Raw genomic sequence first — 22762 nt, 5'->3', positions numbered from 1 at the left:
GACTGTTTAGCCCCGTTGGCTAAGGTTCTTTCGCACAGAAAGTGTTTTTTACTTTCTCGTGCGGAAGGTTCTTAGACGGAAGGGGCTAGGAGGCGTAGCTAGATCAGATTAAACCGGAAACAAAACAACTAAGAGACTTGATATCATATCAAGTCTCTTTCTTTCATGAAAGGAGAATGAATGATGGAGACGATGCCAAATTGGTTAATGCAACGTGCATTTTTAACACCAGATCGCACTGCAATTGAAATAGAGGAAGAGAAAGTTACTTTTATGGAGCTACATGAAAAAGTAGTATCTGTTTGTGAACACCTCACGCATGTTGGAGTGGAGCGAGGGCAAAAGGTGGCTGTTCTGATGAAAAATGGTATGGAGATGATTACAGTTATTCACGCCCTATCTTATGTAGGTGCAGTAGCTGTGCTTTTAAATACGCGTCTTTCAAGAGAAGAGCTACTTTGGCAAATGGATGATGCTGAAGTTGTTTGTTTAGTAACGGATCAAGATTTTGATGCTAAAGATGTTCCTGTTTATTCATTCGCCGAAGTGATGAATGGACCAAAAGAGGAAGCCTCTATACAAGAAGAGTTTTCTTTAGAAGAAGCGATGACAATTATTTATACGTCTGGGACGACAGGCAAACCGAAAGGCGTTATTTTAACGTACGGCAATCATTGGGCAAGCGCAGTCGGTTCGTCGCTTAATTTAGGACTTCGTGATGATGATTGTTGGTTAGCCTGCATGCCGATGTTCCATGTTGGCGGGCTATCTCTTTTAATGAAAAACATTATGTACGGCATGCGTATTTTACTTGTTCCGAAATATGATGCTGATTTTATTCATAAAGCACTTCAAACGAGAGGAGTAACAATTATTTCTGTCGTTTCTAAAATGTTAACTGATTTATTAGAGCGACTTGGAGAAGAGACATATCCATCTTCTTTACGATGCATGTTACTTGGCGGAGGGCCAGCGCCAAAACCACTATTAGAAGCATGTGTAGAAAAAGGGATTCCTGTATATCAAACGTACGGTATGACAGAAACATCTTCGCAAATTTGTACGTTATCCGCAGATTACATGTTAACGAAAGTAGGATCAGCTGGAAAACCACTATTTCAGTGCCAACTTCGTATTGAAAAAGATGGCGTAGTAGTGCCACCATTTGCGGAAGGTGAGATTGTAGTAAAAGGACCGAACGTAACAGGCGGTTACTTTAACCGTGAAGATGCGACGCGAGAGACTATTCAAAACGGATGGCTTCATACTGGCGACCTCGGTTATTTAGACGAAGAAGGGTTTTTATACGTATTAGATCGTCGCAGTGATTTAATTATTTCTGGCGGAGAGAATATATATCCAGCTCAAATTGAAGAAGTGTTGCTTTCTCATCCGGCAGTAGCGGAAGCTGGTGTTGTCGGCATGGCTGACGATAAATGGGGACAAGTACCAGCTGCTTTTGTTGTGAAAAGCGGGGCGGTAACAGAAGAAGAAATTCTTCATTTTTGCGAGGAGAAGTTAGCGAAATATAAAGTGCCGAAGAAAGCATGTTTCTTAGAGGAATTACCACGTAACGCTTCGAAAAAATTGTTAAGACGAGAGTTAAGACAATTAGTGGAGGAGATGTAGGTGGAAATAAAAAAAGCGACACTGTATATAACGGAAATGCCACTCGTAATCCCGTTTGCTGCAAGCTACGGGACTTACGAAAAGCGTGAGAGTATCGTTATTGAATTAGAGGATACGGACGGGTACATCGGATTTGGGGAAGTCGTTGCATTCTCTGAACCGTGGTATACGGAAGAAACGGTGAAGACAGCGCTGCATGTACTGCAAGACTTTTTAATACCTGATTTATTAAAGGCTGAAATTTCTCATCCGAATGAGGTACCGGGTCTATTTCAACATATAAAAAGAAACCGAATGGCAAAAGCCGGAATAGAGGGGGCTGTTTGGGATTTATATGCGAAGCGTCAAAAGAAATCGCTAGCGACAGTACTTGGCGGAACTAGTCATGAAATTGAAGTCGGCGTTGTAATTGGCCTTAATACGATTCCAGTTATGTTAAAACAAATCGAGAAGTACGCGGAAGAAGGATACGAGCGTTTTAAAGTGAAAATAAAGCCAGAGCATGATTATGAGTTATTAAAAGAAATTCGAAAAGAGTTTCCGCATATCCCGCTAATGGCTGATGCAAATTCAGCATATACATTAGCGGATACAGAGAGGCTGAAACGACTAGATGAATTCCAATTAATGATGATTGAACAACCGTTAGCGGATTACGATTTTCTTGATCACGCGGAGTTGCAAAAGAAAATTGAAACGCCGATTTGTTTAGATGAAAGTATTCATGGTTTAGAAGACGCACGCGTTGCGATTACGCTTGGTAGTTGCCGCATCGTTAACATTAAGCCAGGGCGAGTGGGCGGATTAACAGAGTCGGTTCAAATTCATAATTATTGCATGGAGCATAACATACCCGTTTGGTGCGGTGGTATGGTAGAAATGGGGGTTTCACGAGCGCAAAATGTTGCTCTTGCTTCACTGCCGAACTTTACGATTCCTGGTGATATATCCGCTTCTAGTAGACATTGGCAGAGGGATATTATTTCACCGGAAGTGACGCTTGAGGGCGGGAAAGTGATTGTACCGCAAAGTGTTGAAGCTGAGTATAAAGTTGACCGCGAAAGATTGGAAGAAATTACGAAGCAGCGGATTGTTTTTGAGCGGTAAATGGAAGTTTCATTAGGATGCCCGCAAGTAGCGAGAGGATTTTGTCGTTCATTGTCGGTAAGTCGATATATTTCAATAATCGCTGATATAATTTGAGTTACGGTCGATATAATTGGAAAATCGCTGATATAATTTTATTTACCAAGGTTACTTTAACGAGTAGCCTTTTCGTATTGTACAAATTGGATAGACTAGTTTACAATCGAGCGTATAAAAATGGAATGAAAAAGGGGGAGTAAAATGAAGCGCATTTCAATTTTAATAGCTGATGATGAGGCGGAAATTGCTGACTTAATTGAGATACATTTAGAAAAAGAAGGGTACCATGTTGTGAAAGCAGCGGATGGGGAAGAGGCGGTTCATATTATTGAAACGCAGCCAATCGACTTGGTAGTTTTAGATATTATGATGCCGAAAATGGATGGTTATGAGGTGACGCGTCAAATTCGCGCGAAACATCATATGCCAATTATTTTTTTAAGCGCGAAAACTTCGGACTTTGATAAGGTGACAGGTCTTGTACTAGGTGCGGATGATTATATGACGAAGCCTTTCACACCGATAGAATTAGTTGCACGTGTAAATGCACAACTGCGTAGGTTTTTTACGTTAAATCAACCGAAAGTAGCGGAGAGTAAATCTGCTTTAGAAATAGGCGGAGTCGTAATTAATCCTGAGCGCAGGACGGTTGATGTGTATGGTGAGCAAATTGAATTAACGCCGAAAGAGTTCGATATTTTATATTTATTAGCGAGTCATCCGAAGAAAGTATACAATGTGGAAAATATTTTTCAGCACGTATGGGCGGATGATTATTATGAAGGTGGAAATACAGTAATGGTACATATTCGTACTTTGCGGAAGAAACTTGGAGAAGATAAAAGAAAGGATAAATTAATAAAAACAGTGTGGGGAGTAGGTTATACTTTCAATGGCTAATATGATGAAAAGTTTTCGATTTAAAATGATTGCCTTATTTGCGTTAAGTATGGTGCTTGCAGCAACTGTAACTTATATAATTTATAAAGGATTGCAGTTGTATTATAAAACGATGGTTCGCTACGAAGAGCCTTTAGCACAATTTAGGTCAATGGTAAGGGAATTTGGAGACATTAACTTCTTTTTAATTTTCTTTATTCCGTTATCTATTATCTTTTTCTTCTTTTTGACAAAACCGTATTTAAAATACTTTGATGAAATTTCTAATGGGATTCATCATCTTGCGAACGGTAACTTTACGAATAAAGTTCAAGTTTCATCAAATGATGAGTTTGGAAATATCGCGCGTGAAATAAATGTTGCAAGTGAAAAGTTAAAAGAAGCTGTTGAAAGAGGAGATTTTGCTGAAAGTAGTAAAGATCAGCTCGTTGTGAATTTAGCTCATGATTTAAGAACACCGTTAACATCCGTGTTAGGATATTTAGATTTAATTCTTAAAGATGAAAATTTAACAAAAGAACAAATTAAACATTTCTCCACAATTGCATATACAAAATCGCAAAGACTGGAAAGTTTAATTGATGAGCTATTTGAAATTACACGTATGAATTATGGCATGCTAAAACTGGATAAAAAGCCGATTGATATAAGTGAGTTGCTTATACAGTTAGAGGAGGAATTGTATCCGTTATTAGAAAAACATCATTTAGAAGCTAGATTGAATGTGGATCCTCATTTACCGATGCACGGTGATGGGAAATTGTTAGCTAGAGTATTTGAAAACTTGTTAACAAATGCCGTTCGTTACGGGTATGATGGGCAATTTGTTGATATGAATGGGTATGTTGATAATGGAGAAGTTGTCGTACAAATTATGAATTACGGAGATAGCATTCCAGAAGAAGATTTACCTTATCTTTTTGATATGTTTTATACAGGTGATAAAGCGAGAACAGAGAACCGTGGCGGGACAGGCCTTGGACTATTTATTGCGAAAAATATTGTCGAGCAACATAACGGTACGATTTCTGCTGAGAGCAATGTAGTTAGAACGCTATTTGAAGTACGATTGCCAAAAGACGAGAATGTAACAATTTAATAAAAATTTAAACTTTACCCCACTTTTTATTTTAATAGTTTTTTCTATTCTATACGTAAGTTACGTTAAGGAGGAACTAGAAATGAAAAAGTGGGTATTTATTTCTTTTTTTATAGCATGCACAGTATGTGTAGGCGTTTATATATCACCGTTATTTCAAAAGGAAATCGATGTTAAAATTGTCGGGAAAGATGAGCTAGTAAAGGCGGCAAACACCGAGGGGAAAGAGATTACGAAGGAACAAATTTATAAGGGCGATTTATTATTAGTTAACAGGGATTATCCAGTAAAAAAAGATAGTATTAGGTCTGATGTTATAAATGTAAATCATAATAGTGAATTAGTAAGAGGTTATGTAATATTTGATAGAAATCTTCGTTTATCAAAGGATGTTGTGAAAAAGTTTTTGAACGTTGTCGATGCGGCTGGAAAAGAAAGTGTTAACCATTTTTTGATTAGTAGTGGTTATAGAGATTTCCAAGAGCAAAAACAGCTATATGAAAAAATGGGATCTGATTATGCACTTCCAGCAGGATACAGTGAACATAATTTAGGATTATCACTGGACATTGGGTCTACTCAAAAGAAAATGGAGAAAGCGCCTGAAGGAAAATGGATTGAAGAGAACGTATGGAAGCATGGCTTTGTATTACGTTATCCGAAAAATAAAAGTAACATTACTGGAATTCAATATGAGCCATGGCATATCCGTTATGTCGGCCTACCTCATAGCGCAATTATGCAAAAAAAGAATTTTACACTAGAGGAATATTTAGAGTTTTTAAAAGAGGAAAAAGAGGTTTCAACTGAAGTAGAAGGTAAGAAATATACTGTTTCTTATTATAAAGTTTCTGAGAATACGAAAGTGAACGTTCCAGCAAACAAGCAGTATGAAATTTCCGGGAACAATATGGATGGGGTTATTGTGACGGTTCAGGAATAGAGAAAAAGGCTGTGCCATTTGGGACAGCCTTTTCTTATATAAGAAAGGAAGTGACGTTTTTTGTCGGTAAATCGATATTCTTTGTCGAATCGTTAATATATTATAAGTTATGATAGATATAATTGAAAAATCGTTGATATATTGTAAGTTATGATAGATATATTCAAAAAATCGTTGATATAATTTCCTATACTATTAGCATTTTGGAGGAGCATCTTTTTATGTATTTTTAAACATTATAACGTTATATTTACTTCTCCCTTTTTTTGTGTTACGCTAAACGTGTGAAAGAGATATAAAATGAAACTTTAATGTAAGCGTATTCTTATGGCTTCTTATAGAAAAGGGTGGAAATACAATGACAGAACGATTCGTACTACGTAATGTGAAACGTGTGAACGGGGAAGAGATTGACATTGTAATTGAAAATAACAAAATCGCACAGGTGACGAAAGCTGGTGCTGGCGAGGGTGGAAAGGTTCTTGATTACTCTGGTACTTACGTATCGAGTGGCTGGATTGATTTGCACGTTCACGCTTTTCCAGAGTTTGATCCGTATGGCGATGAGGTAGATGAAATTGGCGTTAAGCAAGGGGTAACGACAATTGTTGATGCGGGTAGTTGCGGTGCTGATCGCATTGCAGATTTAGTAAAAAGTAGAGAGCAGGCAAAGACAAATTTATTTGCCTTTTTAAATATTTCTCGCATCGGTTTGAAACGAATTGATGAATTATCCAATATGGAATGGATAGATAAAGAGAAAGCGATAGAAGCAGTAGAAAAGTATAAAGATGTAATCGTTGGGTTAAAGGCGAGAATGAGTAAAAGTGTCGTTTGTGATAGTGGAATTGAACCGCTGCATGTAGCGCGCGCTTTATCTCGAGAAACATCATTACCGATTATGGTACATATCGGTTCAGCGCCTCCCCGTATAGAGGAAGTTGTACCTCTTTTAGAAAAAGATGATGTGATTACACATTATTTAAACGGGAAAGAAAATAATTTATTTGATGAAGAAGGGAAACCGCTACCTGTGTTGTTAGATGCGGTGAATCGCGGCGTGCATTTAGATGTTGGTCACGGTAATGCTAGCTTTTCTTTTAAAGTAGCAGAAGCGGCGAAGTGTCACGATATTGCCTTTCATACAATTAGTACGGATATTTACCGGAAGAATCGTATACATGGTCCAGTGTATAGTATGGCTCACGTTCTTTCGAAATTCCTTTACTTAGGTTATCCGCTAGAAGAAGTGATTGATGCGGTTACGAAAAATGCGGCAGAGTGGCTTAAGAAACCAGAGCTTGGCCGTATTCAAGAAGGAGATATTGCAAACTTAACTTTATTTACGGTTAAAGATGAGAAGGTTACGTTAATTGATTCAGAAGGGGATCAGCGCATTGCTGAAAAAAGAATTGATACGAAAGGGGTTGTAATTAATGGGTCAGTCATTGAATGTTAAGTACGGATTAAAAAGAGTAATTAATGCGAGCGGTAGAATGAGTATTTTAGGTGTATCTGCTCCTACAGATACGGTAATGGATGCGATGAAACATGGTGGACAAAATTATGTGGAAATTGCTGATTTAGTAGATAAAGCAGGAGACCATATTGCGAGAATTCTAGATTCAGAGGCAGCGGTCGTTGTGAATTCAGCATCGAGCGGAATTGCGCTTTCTATCGCTGGTATCGTTACAGAAGGAAATCGCCGTAAAAGTGAAAGACTTCATCAAGAAGTAATCGCGAAAAACGAAGTGATTATGTTAAAAGGTCATAACGTTCAATACGGTGCTCCTGTTGAAACGATGATTTACTTAGGTGGAGGAAAACTCGTTGAAGTTGGCTACGCAAATGAAGGGAAAGCAGAACATATTGAAGATGCGATTGGCGAAAATACAGCAGCAATTCTTTATGTGAAATCACATCATGCAGTGCAAAAAAATATGATTTCTGTTGAAGAAGCATGGGAAGTAGCGCAGCGAAATAACGTACCACTTATCGTTGATGCGGCAGCTGAAGAAGACATTCAAAAATATGTGAAGTATTCAGATCTTGCTATTTATAGCGGTTCAAAGGCGATTGAAGGACCTACTTCTGGTATTGTTGGCGGGAAACGAAAATATATTGAGTGGCTGAAAGTGCAATTACATTGCATTGGAAGAAGTATGAAGGTTGGGAAAGAAACAACATTTGGCTTACTTCAAGCGCTTGATGAGTACGGAGTAAAAGAAGATAAGAGCGAGCAAGAAAAAGAATTGCTACAAGTACTTATGCCGCTAAAAGAATTAAATGGTGTAAATGTAACGATCGTTCAAGATGAAGCTGGAAGAGCAATCTTTAGAGCACGTATTCATATTAACGAAAAAGAGTTAAATAAATCGGCAAAAGACGTTGTGGCTGCATTACGCGACGGGGAAATCGCAATTTACACACGTGATTACGGAGTAAGACAAGGGTTCTTTGATATCGATCCACGTCCACTTCAAGGTGATGACATACATGTAATTGAAGAAAAAATGAGAGGGATTGTAGGGGGAAACTAAAATGACAAACATTCAAAAACGTTTTTATAAAGGCCGCGTAGCATTAAATGTATTGGCAAACAATATAGAAAATGCAAAAGATATTTTTGAAGCAGCAGAAGGTTATGTAGTAGTGGGAGTGTTATCAAAAGACTACCCAACAGTAGAAGAAGCTGTTACAGCTATGAAAGCATACGGAAAAGAAATTGATGACGCTGTATCAATCGGACTAGGCGCAGGAGATAATCGCCAAGCAGCAGTTGTGGCTGAAATTGCGAAGCATTATCCTGGTAGCCATATTAACCAAGTGTTCCCTTCAGTTGGAGCAACGCGTGCAAATCTCGGCGAAAAAGATAGCTGGATTAATAGTTTAGTATCACCAACAGGAAAAGTAGGTTACGTAAATATTTCTACTGGCCCAATTAGTGCGGCTGGAGAAGAAAAAGCAATCGTTCCAATTAAAACAGCAATCGCACTTGTGCGTGATATGGGCGGAAATTCATTGAAATACTTCCCGATGAAAGGGCTAGCTCACGAAGAAGAATATCGCGCAGTTGCGAAAGCTTGTGCAGAAGAAGGATTCGCATTAGAGCCAACAGGTGGAATTGATAAAGAAAACTTTGAAACAATTGTACGTATTGCGCTTGAGGCAAATGTAGAGCAAGTTATCCCGCACGTATACTCTTCTATTATTGATAAAGAAACTGGTAATACGAAAGTAGAAGATATTCGTGAATTATTAGCAGTCGTGAAAAAGCTAGTTGATCAATATGCGTAAGAAAATTGCAGCGTTCGGCGAAGTAATGATGCGCCTGCAAGTACCTGGATATGAATTGTTGTCGCAAGCTAACACGTTAAATTACTCATTTTCAGGTACAGGTGTGAACGTTGTAGCGGCACTTTCTCACTTAGGGCATGAAGGGCTTCTTATTTCAACTTTACCGGAAAATTCGGTTGGAGATGCAGCTGTATCTTACATTCAAAAGTTAGGGATTCAAACTTCTCTTGTTTCAAGAGGCGGTAAATATGTAGGTATGTATTTTTTAGAAAATGGATTCGGTGCACGTGCAAGCCGCGTTACATATTCGAATCGATTAGAAAGTAGCTTCAATACGGCATCTGAAGAGATGTACCAATTTGAAGAAATTGCTAAGGAGATTGATATCGTTCATTTTTGCGGTATTACACTTGCGATGAATGATACTGTACGCCATCATATGAAGTCTTTAGCGAGAGCAGTTAAAGAAAACGGAGGAACCGTCGTTTTTGATTGCAATTATCGTCCATCACTTTGGGGAGAAGACGGATATGAACAGGCAAAACCGCATTATGAAGAAATGCTGGGGCTTGCTGATATCGTTATGATGAACGAAAAAGATGCGATGTTCGTTCTTGGAATGAAAACAGAAGAGACGGAGCGAGAAGCGCAGCTGCTGGATCTTATTCCAAAGGTAGCTGAAACGTATCATATCGCTACAATCGCTGGTACTCATCGCTCTATTAACAGCGATAATACACATTCGCTTCGCGGGTTTATATGTAAAGATGGTTCGTTAACTTTTGCAAAAACACTTACGTTTTCTGTATATGATAGAATAGGTGCTGGAGATGCTTATACGAGCGGAATTATTCATGGCGAGATAAAAGAGTTTGCACCAGAGAAAGCTGTTTCATTTGCGTCAGCAGCTGGAATGCTAGCACATACAATCGTCGGTGATACGCCAATGTCATCAGAGAAAGATATACTTCGGGCGATGACGGCATCAGTAGGTGATGTAGAAAGGTAGTGGGTGTAACAGTGAACGTAACGAGGAAAAAAGGACCATTATATTTACAAATAAAAAATATTATTCGTGATCGAATATTGCATGGCGTATATGCGATTCATACGAATATTCCTTCAGAACCGCAATTAGAAGAAGAGTTCAAAGTTAGTAAGATTACAGTGCGTAATGCGATTAAAGAACTCGCTCAAGAAGGATATTTGGAAAAGAAGAGCGGCAAAGGAACGAAAGTGATTCGTAATACTTCTGCGACAAAACTGTCAAAGGGTAAGAAATTTACAGAAGTGTTAGTGGAAGAAGGATATAAAGTACAAAAGAAATTATTAAAAGCAGAAATCGTTCATAATGAGGAAGGAACAGTGCCGTTTCGATTATTCGGTAAAGAGAGTTTTCGTATCGAGCGCCTATATATGTTAAATGATACGCCGTATATTCATTATACGCACTATTTCTCAGCTCGAATGGCGAGTACAGATTTATCGGACTTTGATTTACAATCGCTTTACGATTTAGTTGAGGACCGAGGTATACATTTAGAAAACTTCAGAGATGAATTCGCGGTTGGGCTTGCACCTAATTTCGTTGCAGAAGCGCTAGGTGAAAAAGAGGGAACAGCGTTATTAAAACGTATGCGCTATTCTTATGATGAAGTTGGCGAAGTAATTGAATATAGCGAAGGCTACTACAATACAGAAATGCAGCATTATGTAGTGAATTATGACGTATAAAAAAGAGGGGATGTTCCCTCTTTTTTTATAAAGTAAAACTTTAATTAGTGGAGGAGGGCATCACCCACTAATTATTAGCCCACACCAATCGGGATAAAAGTAAGGAGAATGAGAGATGGATATATACTTATTAATCGTCACGTTACTTGCGATCACAATTGTTATTTTAGGGGTATCATGGTGGAAATGGCATGCATTTATTAGTTTAACAGTTGCGAGTTTGTTTTTAGCTATTATGTCTGGACTGAACTTAACGAAAATAGTGGCTGCCTATGAAACTGGTGTTGGTAGTGTACTAGGTCATTTAGTTGGTATTTTGGCACTTGGAACTATACTCGGGAAAATGATGTCTGATTCAGGAGCAGGCATGCAAGTTGCAGATTTCTTTATTCGATTTTTCGGCGTAAAAAAATTACCTTGGGCTATGTTATTTGCAGGTTTTGTTATAGGGATTCCCGTCTTTTTTGAAGTAGGGATTGTTATTTTATTACCACTTGTAATTTCAATTCGAAAAACAACGAAGCAAAACATATTATTAATTGCTTTACCTGTTATTGCGGGATTATCTATCGTACATGGGCTAGTACCTCCGCATCCAGGTGCCATGACTGCAATCGGTATTTATAACGCGAACTTAGGAAAGGTACTTTTATATTCATTAATTATCGCGTTACCGACGGCTATTATAGCAGGCCCAATATTTGCAAAGTGGGTACATAAGAGGGTTATACCTGAAAATGAACCGGAGCTTGTTCGAGTTACGACAGTATCAACTGATTTGCCAAGTCGTAAAGTTTCATTCTTTATTATTTTATTACCAGTTGTATTGATGATTTTATCAGTAGTTGCACCATATATTTCATTACCGAAAAAATTAACTGAATTTTTCGTGTTTATAGGAAGTCCAGTAATCGCCTTACTTATTTCATGTTTCGCAGCATTTTATTTACTTGGTATCAAACAAGGTATTAATAAAAAGATGATTAAAAAATTAACAGATGAAAGTTTATTGCCTGTCGGTTCTATTATTTTAATAATTGGTGCAGGCGGTGGATTTAAACAAATATTAATTGAAAGCGGCGTTGGAACAGCTATTGCACAAATGGCAGAACATATTTCGTTATCACCAATCGTATTAGCTTTCATGGTAGCTGGTTTAATTCGAATTGCAACAGGTTCAGCTACAGTAGCATTAACGACAGCAGCAGGGATTGTTTCACCAGTTATTCAGCACATGTCTGGTGTGAATTTAGAGCTTCTCGTTATTGCAACCGGTGCAGGTTCATTAATGTTTTCTCACGTAAATGATGCAGGGTTCTGGCTTGTAAAAGAGTATTTAGGTTTGACGGTTAAGGAAACGTTTAAAACGTGGACGGTACTCGAGACATTGTTATCATTTATTGCATTCGGTTTTGCCCTTTTGTTGAATATGTTTCTTTAGGAGAGGAGGTCAGATTTAAACGAATAAAACCTACAGAGAAATTACATTTCCTCTGTAGGTTTTATTCGTTTTTTGTGCTTTCTATTACTTAATGGAACGGACATACTGATCTTCTCCATCGTCTTTGACAAAGACTCCTAGCTCATTCAAATCTTTGCGTAAATGCTTCTTTTTTTTCGAGTTTCCTTCTCGAAGGGCATTTCGTCTTTCATACAAAATAGTATTTATGCTTTTATTAAATCGCTCATCCTCTAATTTCCATAAGCTATACTCATGTTTATAAGGATCTTGTTCCACCCAGGGGAAGCCGTGCATTAAGAAAGTATCTTTAATTTTGCTTGGGTTAATGTCAGATGTTTCACGTAACCATTCTCGCTCTTCTTGATCAATGATAACCACTTGACGCTTATCTACAAAAACGGCTTTTACATTTGATCTGGTGATTTGTTTCTTTTGATCGTCCTTATTCACGTGAATGCTTTCCGAAGTAATGTTCATCTTTAAAGCGTCACTATAAATAATTAAAGAAAATAAAATTCCTGCAAAAACACCAATTAGCATGAGGATAATAGGAAGCCAGAAGGGGTTAATAAAATTTAAAAGTTCTATAATTTTTGAATCAGAAAAGAGAGGAATCCTTTTTATAATCTCTATTAATTTAGGTGAAAAATATCCAATAATGCCTAAAAGGATTGGGCTTACTATAGCAAGTAATTTTTCTAAAAAACCTAATCCAATGACAGATGCCTTTTTCATGTGTAGTTCATCCTTTCATATATATTTTTTTAATCAAGGCATATTTAAACAGTGAGTTTCTTCACCATTTTTATGAGCTCATCTGAGTAATTTTCTATGGATATAGATGAATTTGCCTTCAGCATTCTTTCTTCGATTGCTCCTAAAATAAATGAAGCTAATGTGTCGGTTTGGAAAGAATCGGAAAACACGCCATTTTGTTGACCAGTCTTCAAAATATCTAATAATATCGTTCTAAGAGCATCCTCCTCTTCGTCGTCTTCGATTCTGTAATAAGGAACGTTCTCTTCATTTCTTGCATTAAAGACAATCTCAATTAAGGCAATATTATTTTTGTAATGAGTTTCTTGATAAGCCAAGTGTGCTTCAATAAAAGCCTCTAGTTTATTTATTTCAGATTGAGCTAATAGTACTCGATTACTAATAAATTCATGTTGTTTGGCAACTAAAAATTGTAATGTGCGATTCATAAGGTAAAGCTTATCGTTAAAATGATAAGAAATAAGTCCGGTGCTAATCTTAGCTTTTTTTGCTACCTTCGTTAAGCTTAAGTTGTTATATCCAACCTCTTCTAATGTATCAATACATGCAAGAATAATTTGTTCACGCCTAGCCTCTGCAATAAAAGAATCAGTCACGCTATTCAACTCCTAATTTATATGATTTAAATGTATAATCAAAAAATTGATTGATCGTTCAATTAAATATTAGTAAGAAATTAAAAGTATGTCAAATGTTTTATGCTTACATCTGGATAAGGCTCATTCGCTTTTTAATAAAGCCCAATTCCTAAAACAAGCCCGTTTTTAGGTAAGCCAAGCTTCCTATTCGCCCTGAAAACATAATATAAATGGAATCCCCTCATTTAGAGCAAGGTGAACTTGTTATGAATGATACTAAAGGAGGAATAGGGTAATGAGCGAAAAGTGTGAACACAGACATGATGATTGTAACCGCAGACATGGTTGCGGAGGCGGTTTTGCGCTTCTAATCGTATTGTTTATTTTATTAATTATCATCGGTGCTAGCTGCTTCGGCGGAGGCGGCGGTTGTGGCTATGGTGGTTATGGCGGTTATGCTGGCGGCTACGGCGGATATTGCTGCTAATTATTAAAAACTATTGAAAATAGCCTTGTGCATATTGCACAAGGCTATTTTATTCATATTTTTATATGCTGTGATAATTTATTAATGTACAGAGAACGGATTAAGAAGAAGAAAATGATCTCGATAATCCCGAAAAAGGTGAGTACGATACATGTCTCTTTTAATAAGGAGAAAGAAAACATGCTTTGTAAAAACTTAACCGCAAATAATGTGTGAACACCAGCAACGATGTAAGGAACGAAAAATAAAATCCCTAATTGAATCGTTGCAGAGCGAAACATTTCTGATTCAGTTAAGCCAAGCTTTGTAATCGTAATATACTTTTGTCTTTCAGTTGTTAAGTCATTATACATACGGAAATATAAAACACTAGCTGCTCCGATAAAGAAAATAAAGCCGAGAAATGCCCAAATAAAGAATTGAGCGACTGCATTTCCTTTACTATGAACGAGTTCATCCGTAGCTGTATAAATATAAAATGGTTTAATGAAATTTTCTTCATTTTTATGTGCTTCATACAAAATTTCTGCATCATGATCTAAGCTTTTTAATATATTTTTTGTTGGGACAATTGCATTTTCCCAATTTTCCACGAAGTAGTTATAGACTGTAATTGTTTCAATATGAGGAATCATATTTTCAATTACTTCATCTTGCATCACAATTAAGTGAGGTAATGCAAAGGGAGGCTCAATTCCTCTATTAATAAAACCTTTAATTTGAAATTCCTTTTTATTAGAGCCAAGTGTAATTGTGTTCTGCTTCGCAAATGGGTTAGACACGAGATTTAATAACGCTGGTGAATAGCGAGAAATATTATAAACTTGTGAAGAATCGAGAGTGATTTTTGGTCTGTTTAATTGCTGTGCTATTGCGTTATAATCACTCATTTTCATAATGGCAATTGATTCTTTTGAAGCTGTATCTTTTAAAACGGTAAACTTATATTTGTCATATTGAAAATTAGCATTTGTAAGTTCAGTTTCAATCGTAGTAATATGCTTTTGTTCAAATGCATTAACACCTTCTGATGTATAGGTGAATGGTATTGGATATCGTTCTAGTATGGGTGCTTTCGTATTATTGTTTGCAGCAAATAACCCGATAATAATTGTAAATGCAAGTGCAGATAGCATAGAAACAATAAAGAGTACATTAATATTACTGCGTGTACGAGAAACTAAATCTGAAATCCATAACATATTTATTTGTTTTAAGTAAAACTTTCTTCGTTTCTTTAAAATATAGATAAAGAGAAGAAATGTTTGTGAAAAAAATAAATACGTCCCAATCACTACAAGCGGTAAAATAGATAGCATAATTAAGAATACAGATCCATTTTGTGCATTTTTTTCCGTTATGTAGCCTTGCGGATAACCGGCAATATAATAACATAGTCCTAAACAAGTTAAAGCAAATAGTGAAATGAGTATAGATGGTTTTTTTTCACTCTTCTCTTTGTTAACACCCTTAATAAGCTTCGTTGTTTTTCGAGTACGAATAAACATTGGTGTAAATGTAGAAACGATTAAAAATAAAATGATAAACGTTACGGTTGTAACGATAATCGCTTCTGTTGGCCAATATAAATAGAGACCTTTCGCGTTTGTTAATTTCGAAGTGACTAATAAGAAAAAGTTAGAAAATACAAGTCCACCTTGAATGCCGATAAAGATGGATAATATCCCAATTATCATGTTTTCGGTAAATAACAATCTTTTTAATTGTCTCTGTGAGATACCAAGAATAGTGAGTATCCCGAATTGCTGCTTCCGCACATTTAAAAATGTTCCAATTGAATATAAGAGAAAGAAGAACGAGAACATAACAATCACAAGCTGTGCTGTACTAGCTAAATTCATTAGAGGATCACGTTCTTGAAAGCTTTGTACACTCTGTAAGCGTGGATGATACGCGTATACAGTAAATGAAAAGAAAACCATGATAGAAAACGCACTACTTACAAAGTAGGCGAAATATGCTTTTGAATTACGTGAGACATTTTTAAATGCGAATTGCCAAAACGTCATCCACGTCTTCCTCCTAATAAGGCTAGAACATCTAATATTTCTTGATAAAACTTCTCGCGATATAATCCGCGGTGCAGTTCATTGTAAAGCTCTCCATCTTTAATGAAAATAACACGGTTACAATAACTTGCTGCAAACGGATCGTGCGTAACCATTAAAATCGTTGCATCTTCTTCTTTGTTTAATTTCGTAAATAACTCCATTACATCAATAGCGGCTTTTGAATCCAGGTTCCCTGTCGGTTCATCGGCTAGTAAGAGAGAAGGGTGATGAATAACAGCACGTGCTACTGCAGTACGCTGTGCTTGTCCTCCAGAAACTTCAAAAATACGTTTGTCCAAAATATGATCAATTCCAAGCTTTTTTGAAATGTTATCAAGCTTTTCATCCATTTCTTTTAATGGAACATTATCTAATGTTAAAGGTAGTACGATATTTTCACCGATTGTTAGTGTATCTAGTAGGTTAAAGTTTTGGAAAACAAATCCTAACTCTTGGCGGCGGAAAATAGCTAACTTCTCTCTACGAAATGTGTGTGGTTTTTTTCCGTTAATAACGACGTCACCAGAAGTAGGAGAATCAATTGTAGAAATAACGTTTAAAAATGTAGATTTCCCGCTACCAGATGGACCCATAATGGCAACGAATTCCCCTTTATCTACGTGTAAATTTATATTTTTTAAAGCAGTATGAGGGACTTTTCCCTCATATACTTTTGAGACGTTTTTTATGTGTAATACTTCTTCCATAGTAATCACCTTTCTACTTTTAAAACTTAATATGTTGTGATAATTTTTGCATATAAAAGGAACGAATTAAAAGGAAAAATAAAATTTCAACTGTTCCAAAAATCAACAGTACGACTGTAATCTCAGCGAAGAACGAGAGATGTAAAACTTCTTGTAGCATCTTTGTCGCAAACATCGTATGGATTGACGCCATGATGTAAGGCACGAAGAAAAGAATCGCAAGCTGAATTGTCGCTGAACGTTTCATTTCAGTTTCAGTTAAGCCAATTTTCGTAATCGTTATATATTTTTCTTGCTCATTTGTTAAATCTGTATACATTCGGAAGTAAAGAACACTACCAGCACCGATAAAGAAGATAACACCTAAGAAAGTACCAATTAAGAAGAACGAAGCGACATTTAGTTTTGTCTTATATAGGGAATCGCTCGCTTCACTTGCATGGAAAGGTGGATGCTCTGCTTGAATTGCTGCATTATCGTTATCAATTTTTGTTATAAACGATGAACCGATATTATGTGCTTTTTCCCAATCTGTAACTTTGAAGTTATATACACTCATTTGTTTGGAAACTGTGGATAAGGATTCTACATTTTCATCAGATAGTATGAGTAATTGGTATATTAAGCTGTTTGGGAATGGGCTATAACTTTTATATTCTTTCACTTGTAGTTGTAAATTGTTTTGAGTAAGTGTAAGAGTATTTTTCTTTTCTTCATTGTGAAGTGTTCCAATAACTTGATCATCTAAGTCTTTCATAAGAATATAAGATTCATTCTTATTTACCGTGAGTTTTTCCCAATTTAATGCTTTAGCAAGTACATTATAGTCACTTTGTTTAATTGCGTAATAGAGCTGCGTGTTATCTTCAGCTGAAGATACCTCATATATATCCGTTTTAAATTTTGTATAAGTAAAGTGCTCTTCATTAAATTTCTGCTCTAACCAGTTTAAATGTTCATCAGCTAATGTATTTTCAGTATGCGATAAATACGTAAACGGGAAAGGGTTCTGTCTAATTGCATCAAACTTTGTAAATTTCCCAAAACCGTATAAGAATGTAATCATTGTAAAAGCGAGTGTTGATAGCATCGCTACAATAAAGAGCATGTTAATGTTTGTCCGAATGCGCGCTGCTAAATCCGAAATCCAAAGCATATTAATTCGTTTCATATAAAACGTTCTTCGCGTTTTTAAAATACGAATAAGTAAAAAACTAATTTGTGAAAAGAAAAAGTATGTTCCAGCTGCAATAAGCGATGGGATGACAAATATACTAGAGACGGCATATAAAAGCCCAATGATGTCACCTAGCGACATAAAATACAACGGATTTGCGGCTAACGCATATCCACATATTAAACACGTCGCACCAAATAGAGAGATGAGCACGGATGCTTTTCTTTCTTTTTGTTGTGTTCCTTCTTTTAAAAGACGTACGGCTTTTCTCGTACGAATGAGCATCGGTGTAAAAGATGATACGAGAATGAAGAGCCCAAGAAAGATGATGATAGTTAAAACGATAGCACTTGTAGGCGGATATAAATATAAACCAGGTACGTGTGTAATTTTGGCGGTAACTAATAAAAAGAACTGTGAAAAGACAACTCCAAGTTGAATACCAAAAAATATAGAAAGAGCACCAATTAACATATTTTCTATAAATATGAGTCGCTTTAATTGTTTTTGAGATATGCCAAGTACTGTTAAAATCCCGAACTGTTTTTTTCTTACTTTTAAAAAGGTCCCGATTGAATACAGTAAAAAGAAAAATGAAAAGAACACAATGACAACTTCTGAAATTGTCATTAATATGTTCAGAGAATAATTCACGTCTGTCATATGCAATTTAGGATGAAATAAATAAACTGCAAATGAGAAAAAGATTGCGATGGAGAACGCACTGCTTACAAAATAGGCGAAATAAGCTCTGGCGTTCCGCGTCACGTTTTTAAATGCAAACTGCCAAAATGTCATTTGCCTAGCCTCCTAGTAGGATGAAGAGGAAAAGGATATAAGAAATACCCTTTCCCCCTACTAAATACATTCATAAAATTTAACCATTTGTATACTCTGATAACTTTTGCATGTAAAAGGAACGAATGAATAAGAAAAATACGATTTCAACTACGCCAAAAATAATAAGAACAGCTGAAATTTCTTTGAATAGTGATAAGGCAATTACGTCTTGAAGCATTTTTGTTGCGAACATTGTATGAATGGACGCCATAACGTACGGAACGAAAAATAAAATGCTAAGTTGAATGGTTGCAGATCTTTTCATCTCTGCACCTGTTACCCCAATTTTTGAAATTGCTACATACTTTTCTTGTTCGTTCGTTAAATCTGTATACATTCGGAAGTAAAGAACGCTCCCTGCTCCAATAAAGAAAATGACACCTAAGAATGTCCCGATTAGGAAGTACGCGGCACTACCAGATGTGATTCTGTATAATGAACCTGCTGATTCATAGGAGCGAATAAGAGGGCCTTCGTATTGGAATTTCTGTCGATCTCTTTGTATTTTTTTCATAAAATCATCAGCAATTTCATAAGTCTTTTCCCAATTTTGTACGTTATAATTGTACGCTGTTACGTGTTTTGTTGTATTTGGTAAGTTGTTTACAACAGCGTCAGGTAAAATTAAAGTTTGGTATGAAAAGTTAGATGGAATGGCCCCTGCTTGTTCATAGCCCTTTACTTGTAATTGCGTATTTGTAATAGAAAGTGTAATAGACTTTCTATTGTAGCTTGGCTCAAATTCGCTGAATAAGGTTACATAAGCGCTACCTGTTAAGACATATGCTTCATTATCTTTCATGAATAGTTGTTTCATTTGCAGGGAAGCTGCGAGTTTATTATAGTCACTTTGTTTTATTGCGTATATGTCATTATAAGCTGTTATGCCTTCATCTTCTTTCAGTGGTGTTTCATATAAATCAGCTTTTATTTTTTTATAAGAGAAATTCTCTTTTCGTAATTGTTGTTCAAGCCAATTTAAATGATCATTCACAAAAGGATTTGCGTCATAAGAAAAATAAGAGAATGGAAAAGGTGAACTTCGCGTAACCTCTAGCTTTGTAAACTTTCCGACTCCATATAGAAACGTAATCATTGTGAAAGCAATTGTAGATAGCATCGCTACAATAAACAGCATATTAATATTCGTTCGGATGCGGCTTGCTAAATCCGAAATCCACAGCATATTAATCCGTTTCATATAAAACTTTCTTCTTTTCTTTAAAATATAAATAAGTAAGAAACTAATTTGAGAAAAGAAAAAATATGTTCCGATTGTAACGAGCGTTGGAATGACGAAAATACTTGAAACCATATATATAACGCCTACTTGCGAGTTTATTGAGAAGAAATATTTAGGGTTTCCAGCTAAAATATAACCACCTAATAAACAGATAGCACCAAATAGAGAGATAAATATGGATGGTTTTCTTTCCTTTTGTTTCCTACCATTAGTTTTTAAAAGGTTTACTGTCTTTTTCGTACGAATTAGCATGGGTGTAAATGAAGATACAACGATAAAGAGACCAAGAAACACAATCATTGTTAAAATGAAAGCATTCGTAGGGATATATAAATATATCCCTGGTAGATGTGTAATTTTCGCTGTTACTAATAAGAAAAACTGCGAGAAGACAAGTCCAAACTGCATGCCGAAAAAGATAGATAAAATACCAATTAACATATTTTCAGTGAAAATGAGCCGATGTAATTGCTTTTTTGATATACCTAAAACGGTTAACACACCAAATTGCTTTTTCCGAACTTTTAAAAACGATCCGATTGAATAAAGTAGAAAGAAGAACGAGAACAAGACAATGATAACTTCTGAAAATATCATTAATCCTGAAATTTCAGAGGTCATGTCAAAGTTTTGTAATTTCGGATGGAATAAGTAAACAGCAAACGAAAAGAACACAGCAATGGAAAAGGAGCTACTTACAAAGTAAGCAAAATAAGCTCTTGAGTTGCGCGTGACGTTTTTAAATGCAAATTGCCAAAATGTCATAGATTATACCTCCGGCTAGAAGATATAGAAGTAATTGTATTGCAAAAAATGTATGAGAGTGAGTTCTCATACATTTTGCTTGCATATGTTACGATCATGCTTCGGTCACCTTCTCCGTATGTTCTGCTTGATTATTTGCAGCGTTGTGGAAGATGATTTTAATCGTCGTTCCTTTACCAACTTCAGAATCTAGTTTGACAGAGTGACCTAAATAATCACAAATTTTACTTACAATATAAAGTCCCATACCAGTAGATTCTCCGAATGCGCGACCGTTTTTCCCAGTGTAAAATGGTTCAAATACTCTTCGAATATCTTCTTGCGGAATACCAACACCTTCATCGCGAACTTCTAAAATAATATCTTTTCCGTTTCGGTAAGCAGATAAGAATACTTTCTTTCCGCGTTCCCCAGAGTAACGAACAGCATTTGTCATTAACTGATAGATGATAAATTTTAGCCATTTCGCATCAGAAGCAACTTTTAAATCAGAATGGACTTCTAAAACAGGGAAGACACCATTACGAATGAATAGTTCTTTTAATCCGTTAATATTTTTTGTTACCGTATCTTTTAATGAAATCGTCTCGACATGGAAATCTTCATGGAAGTTATTTAACCTAGCCATGTATAAAGCCATATCAAGCCCTTGGTTTAGACGCTCTAATTCTTTTTTAAACTTTGGAATTAAATGCTCGTCTTCCATTTCTAGCACCATAAGCTGCATAACAGAAACAGGTGTCTTCATTTGATGTACCCAATGGTTAATGAATAATTGATGTTCTTGTTGTTTTACTTCATACGATTGTAGTTCTTTTTGGAATAGACGGTACTGCGTACGTACGAGTTCATTGACACCGTGAGGCATCGGAGCAGTTGCTCTTTCAATAAACGCATCTTCCATTTTTTCTGGTTGCTCACTTAATCTATGGTACATTCTACGATTGCGAACGTAACGATAAGCGAGGAAACAAATAAATAAGTATAAACTTAAAACGACGAAGTAAAATTTATTATTTTGAAATCCGTCTACTGCATCATAAAGAACGAAAATGATACCGAAGTTTAATACGTACAGTAGAAAAAATGCAAAATGATCACGTAAAAATAGCTTCATGCTTATTCACTCCAAGTTGCGTTAAAGCGATATCCAAGTCCACGTACTGTTTCAATAGAGTTCTCAATGCCAAGCTCATTAAACTTTTTACGAAGACGTGTAATGTTTACGTTTAATGTATTTTCCTCAACGAAACTTTCGTCATCCCAAAGCGCAGCTAATAAATCTTCACGGCTCGCTGTACGAGGGAATTTAGATAATAACATTTCTGCTAAAATTGCCTCTTTCTTCGTTAAAAGAACTTGTTCAGATCCAAAATGAATTTCTGGACGTTCTGGGAATAGTTTTAATCCTTCTACTTCAACGATACGTTCAGAAATATTTGGTGCATAATCACCGTAAATACGGCGTAATTGTCCTTTAATTTTCGCCATTACAACGTCGTAGTGGAATGGTTTTGTAATGTAATCATCCGCACCGCTTTCAATTGCCATAATTTGTTCCATCTCACCAGCACGAGCTGAAATGAAAATAATTGGACAAGTAGATTCATGACGAATTTGACGGCACCAGTAGAAACCATCGAATTTCGGTAAGTTTACATCAAGTAAAACAAGATGTGGTTTCACAGCGTTAAACGATTCCATAATATCATCGAAATTCTCCGCTACCACAGCCTCATAACCGTACTTCTGAATGTGAGATTGCAGTAATGATGAAATATTTGGATCGTCTTCAACGATTAAAATTTTATACATATGTATATTCCTCCTCAAAAAAACAATTGTAGCTATAGTGTATCATGTGTTTCAAGTCTTTTCATTATGTTGAAAGATAAGCTAGTAAACA

Annotated in this window: 20 protein-coding genes; 12 read left to right on the top strand and 8 right to left on the bottom strand. The window is 36.1% G+C overall.

Annotation, left to right across the window (positions count from 1 at the left end; translation table 11 throughout):
* The first annotated feature begins 183 nt into the window (after positions 1-183).
* The 11 genes from QCI81_RS11190 to gntP all read left to right on the top strand — a co-directional run bounded on the left by QCI81_RS11190 (position 184) and on the right by gntP (position 12189).
* Complete coding sequence (locus QCI81_RS11190) at positions 184-1629, top strand: o-succinylbenzoate--CoA ligase (protein WP_353810737.1); 1446 nt, start codon at positions 184-186, stop codon at positions 1627-1629.
* Entirely contained in the window at positions 1630-2736 is a 1107-nt protein-coding gene (menC, locus tag QCI81_RS11185) for an o-succinylbenzoate synthase (RefSeq protein WP_098519337.1), read from the top strand. It abuts the gene before it with no gap.
* 240 nt (positions 2737-2976) lie between these two features.
* Positions 2977-3675 carry a response regulator transcription factor gene (locus QCI81_RS11180; RefSeq protein WP_000822510.1) on the top strand — a complete coding sequence of 233 codons (699 nt, stop codon included), beginning with the start codon at positions 2977-2979 and terminating at the stop codon, positions 3673-3675.
* Positions 3668-4774 carry a sensor histidine kinase gene (locus QCI81_RS11175; RefSeq protein WP_000002602.1) on the top strand — a complete coding sequence of 369 codons (1107 nt, stop codon included), beginning with the start codon at positions 3668-3670 and terminating at the stop codon, positions 4772-4774. The genes QCI81_RS11180 and QCI81_RS11175 overlap by 8 nt, the downstream gene beginning before the upstream one ends.
* An 82-nt stretch (positions 4775-4856) precedes the next feature.
* On the top strand, positions 4857-5717 hold the full coding sequence (locus QCI81_RS11170) for a M15 family metallopeptidase (protein ID WP_353810736.1): 861 nt from the start codon (positions 4857-4859) through the stop codon (positions 5715-5717).
* Positions 5718-6075: 358 nt separating this feature from the next.
* Positions 6076-7176 (top strand): amidohydrolase/deacetylase family metallohydrolase, encoded by a 1101-nt coding sequence (locus tag QCI81_RS11165; protein ID WP_353810735.1) that lies wholly within the window; start codon positions 6076-6078, stop codon positions 7174-7176.
* Entirely contained in the window at positions 7154-8257 is a 1104-nt protein-coding gene (locus QCI81_RS11160; protein ID WP_353810734.1) for a DgaE family pyridoxal phosphate-dependent ammonia lyase, read from the top strand. Before QCI81_RS11165 ends, QCI81_RS11160 begins: the two co-directional genes overlap by 23 nt.
* 1 nt (position 8258) lies before the next feature.
* Entirely contained in the window at positions 8259-9014 is a 756-nt protein-coding gene (gene dagF, locus QCI81_RS11155) for a 2-dehydro-3-deoxy-phosphogluconate aldolase (protein ID WP_353810733.1), read from the top strand.
* Complete coding sequence (locus tag QCI81_RS11150) at positions 9007-10023, top strand: sugar kinase (RefSeq protein ID WP_063548895.1); 1017 nt, start codon at positions 9007-9009, stop codon at positions 10021-10023. The genes dagF and QCI81_RS11150 overlap by 8 nt, the downstream gene beginning before the upstream one ends.
* Positions 10023-10748, top strand: a complete 726-nt coding sequence (locus QCI81_RS11145) for a GntR family transcriptional regulator (RefSeq protein ID WP_000539259.1) — start codon at positions 10023-10025, stop codon at positions 10746-10748. Before QCI81_RS11150 ends, QCI81_RS11145 begins: the two co-directional genes overlap by 1 nt.
* 115 nt (positions 10749-10863) lie before the next feature.
* Positions 10864-12189: a gluconate permease GntP gene (gntP, locus tag QCI81_RS11140; protein WP_000356187.1), complete on the top strand. Its 1326-nt coding sequence runs from the start codon at positions 10864-10866 to the stop codon at positions 12187-12189.
* 84 nt (positions 12190-12273) lie between these two features.
* Here the strand turns inward: gntP and QCI81_RS11135 are convergent, their stop codons facing one another.
* Both QCI81_RS11135 and QCI81_RS11130 read right to left on the bottom strand, forming a co-directional pair.
* Positions 12274-12945 (bottom strand): YqeB family protein, encoded by a 672-nt coding sequence (locus QCI81_RS11135; RefSeq protein ID WP_000710352.1) that lies wholly within the window; start codon positions 12943-12945, stop codon positions 12274-12276.
* Positions 12946-12989: 44 nt separating this feature from the next.
* Positions 12990-13583 (bottom strand): TetR/AcrR family transcriptional regulator, encoded by a 594-nt coding sequence (locus QCI81_RS11130; protein WP_063246442.1) that lies wholly within the window; start codon positions 13581-13583, stop codon positions 12990-12992.
* A 277-nt stretch (positions 13584-13860) separates the two neighbouring features.
* Between QCI81_RS11130 and QCI81_RS11125 the strand changes: the two genes are divergently transcribed.
* A complete protein-coding gene (locus QCI81_RS11125) occupies positions 13861-14052 on the top strand; it encodes a YjcZ family sporulation protein (RefSeq protein ID WP_001290392.1) in 192 nt (63 codons plus the stop codon).
* 53 nt (positions 14053-14105) lie between these two features.
* Here the strand turns inward: QCI81_RS11125 and QCI81_RS11120 are convergent, their stop codons facing one another.
* From QCI81_RS11120 to QCI81_RS11095, 6 genes are all read right to left on the bottom strand, one after another.
* Positions 14106-16082: an FtsX-like permease family protein gene (locus tag QCI81_RS11120; protein WP_000144950.1), complete on the bottom strand. Its 1977-nt coding sequence runs from the start codon at positions 16080-16082 to the stop codon at positions 14106-14108.
* Positions 16079-16831, bottom strand: a complete 753-nt coding sequence (locus QCI81_RS11115; protein WP_000393250.1) for an ABC transporter ATP-binding protein — start codon at positions 16829-16831, stop codon at positions 16079-16081. Before QCI81_RS11115 ends, QCI81_RS11120 begins: the two co-directional genes overlap by 4 nt.
* 19 nt (positions 16832-16850) lie before the next feature.
* Positions 16851-18806 carry an ABC transporter permease gene (locus tag QCI81_RS11110; protein WP_000145007.1) on the bottom strand — a complete coding sequence of 652 codons (1956 nt, stop codon included), beginning with the start codon at positions 18804-18806 and terminating at the stop codon, positions 16851-16853.
* A gap of 79 nt (positions 18807-18885) precedes the next feature.
* Positions 18886-20856: an FtsX-like permease family protein gene (locus QCI81_RS11105; protein WP_071731791.1), complete on the bottom strand. Its 1971-nt coding sequence runs from the start codon at positions 20854-20856 to the stop codon at positions 18886-18888.
* Between the two features lie 94 nt (positions 20857-20950).
* Positions 20951-21973 (bottom strand): sensor histidine kinase, encoded by a 1023-nt coding sequence (locus tag QCI81_RS11100; RefSeq protein WP_000765341.1) that lies wholly within the window; start codon positions 21971-21973, stop codon positions 20951-20953.
* Between the two features lie 2 nt (positions 21974-21975).
* Complete coding sequence (locus tag QCI81_RS11095) at positions 21976-22671, bottom strand: response regulator transcription factor (protein ID WP_000276738.1); 696 nt, start codon at positions 22669-22671, stop codon at positions 21976-21978.
* Between the last annotated feature and the right edge of the window lie 91 nt (positions 22672-22762).

The sequence above is a fragment of the Bacillus cereus group sp. MG20 genome (assembly GCF_040459885.1).
Lineage (GTDB): Bacteria > Bacillota > Bacilli > Bacillales > Bacillaceae_G > Bacillus_A > Bacillus_A cereus.
The sequence above is the reverse complement of the archived record's forward strand: the minus strand, read 5'-3'. Positions and strand labels throughout refer to the sequence as shown.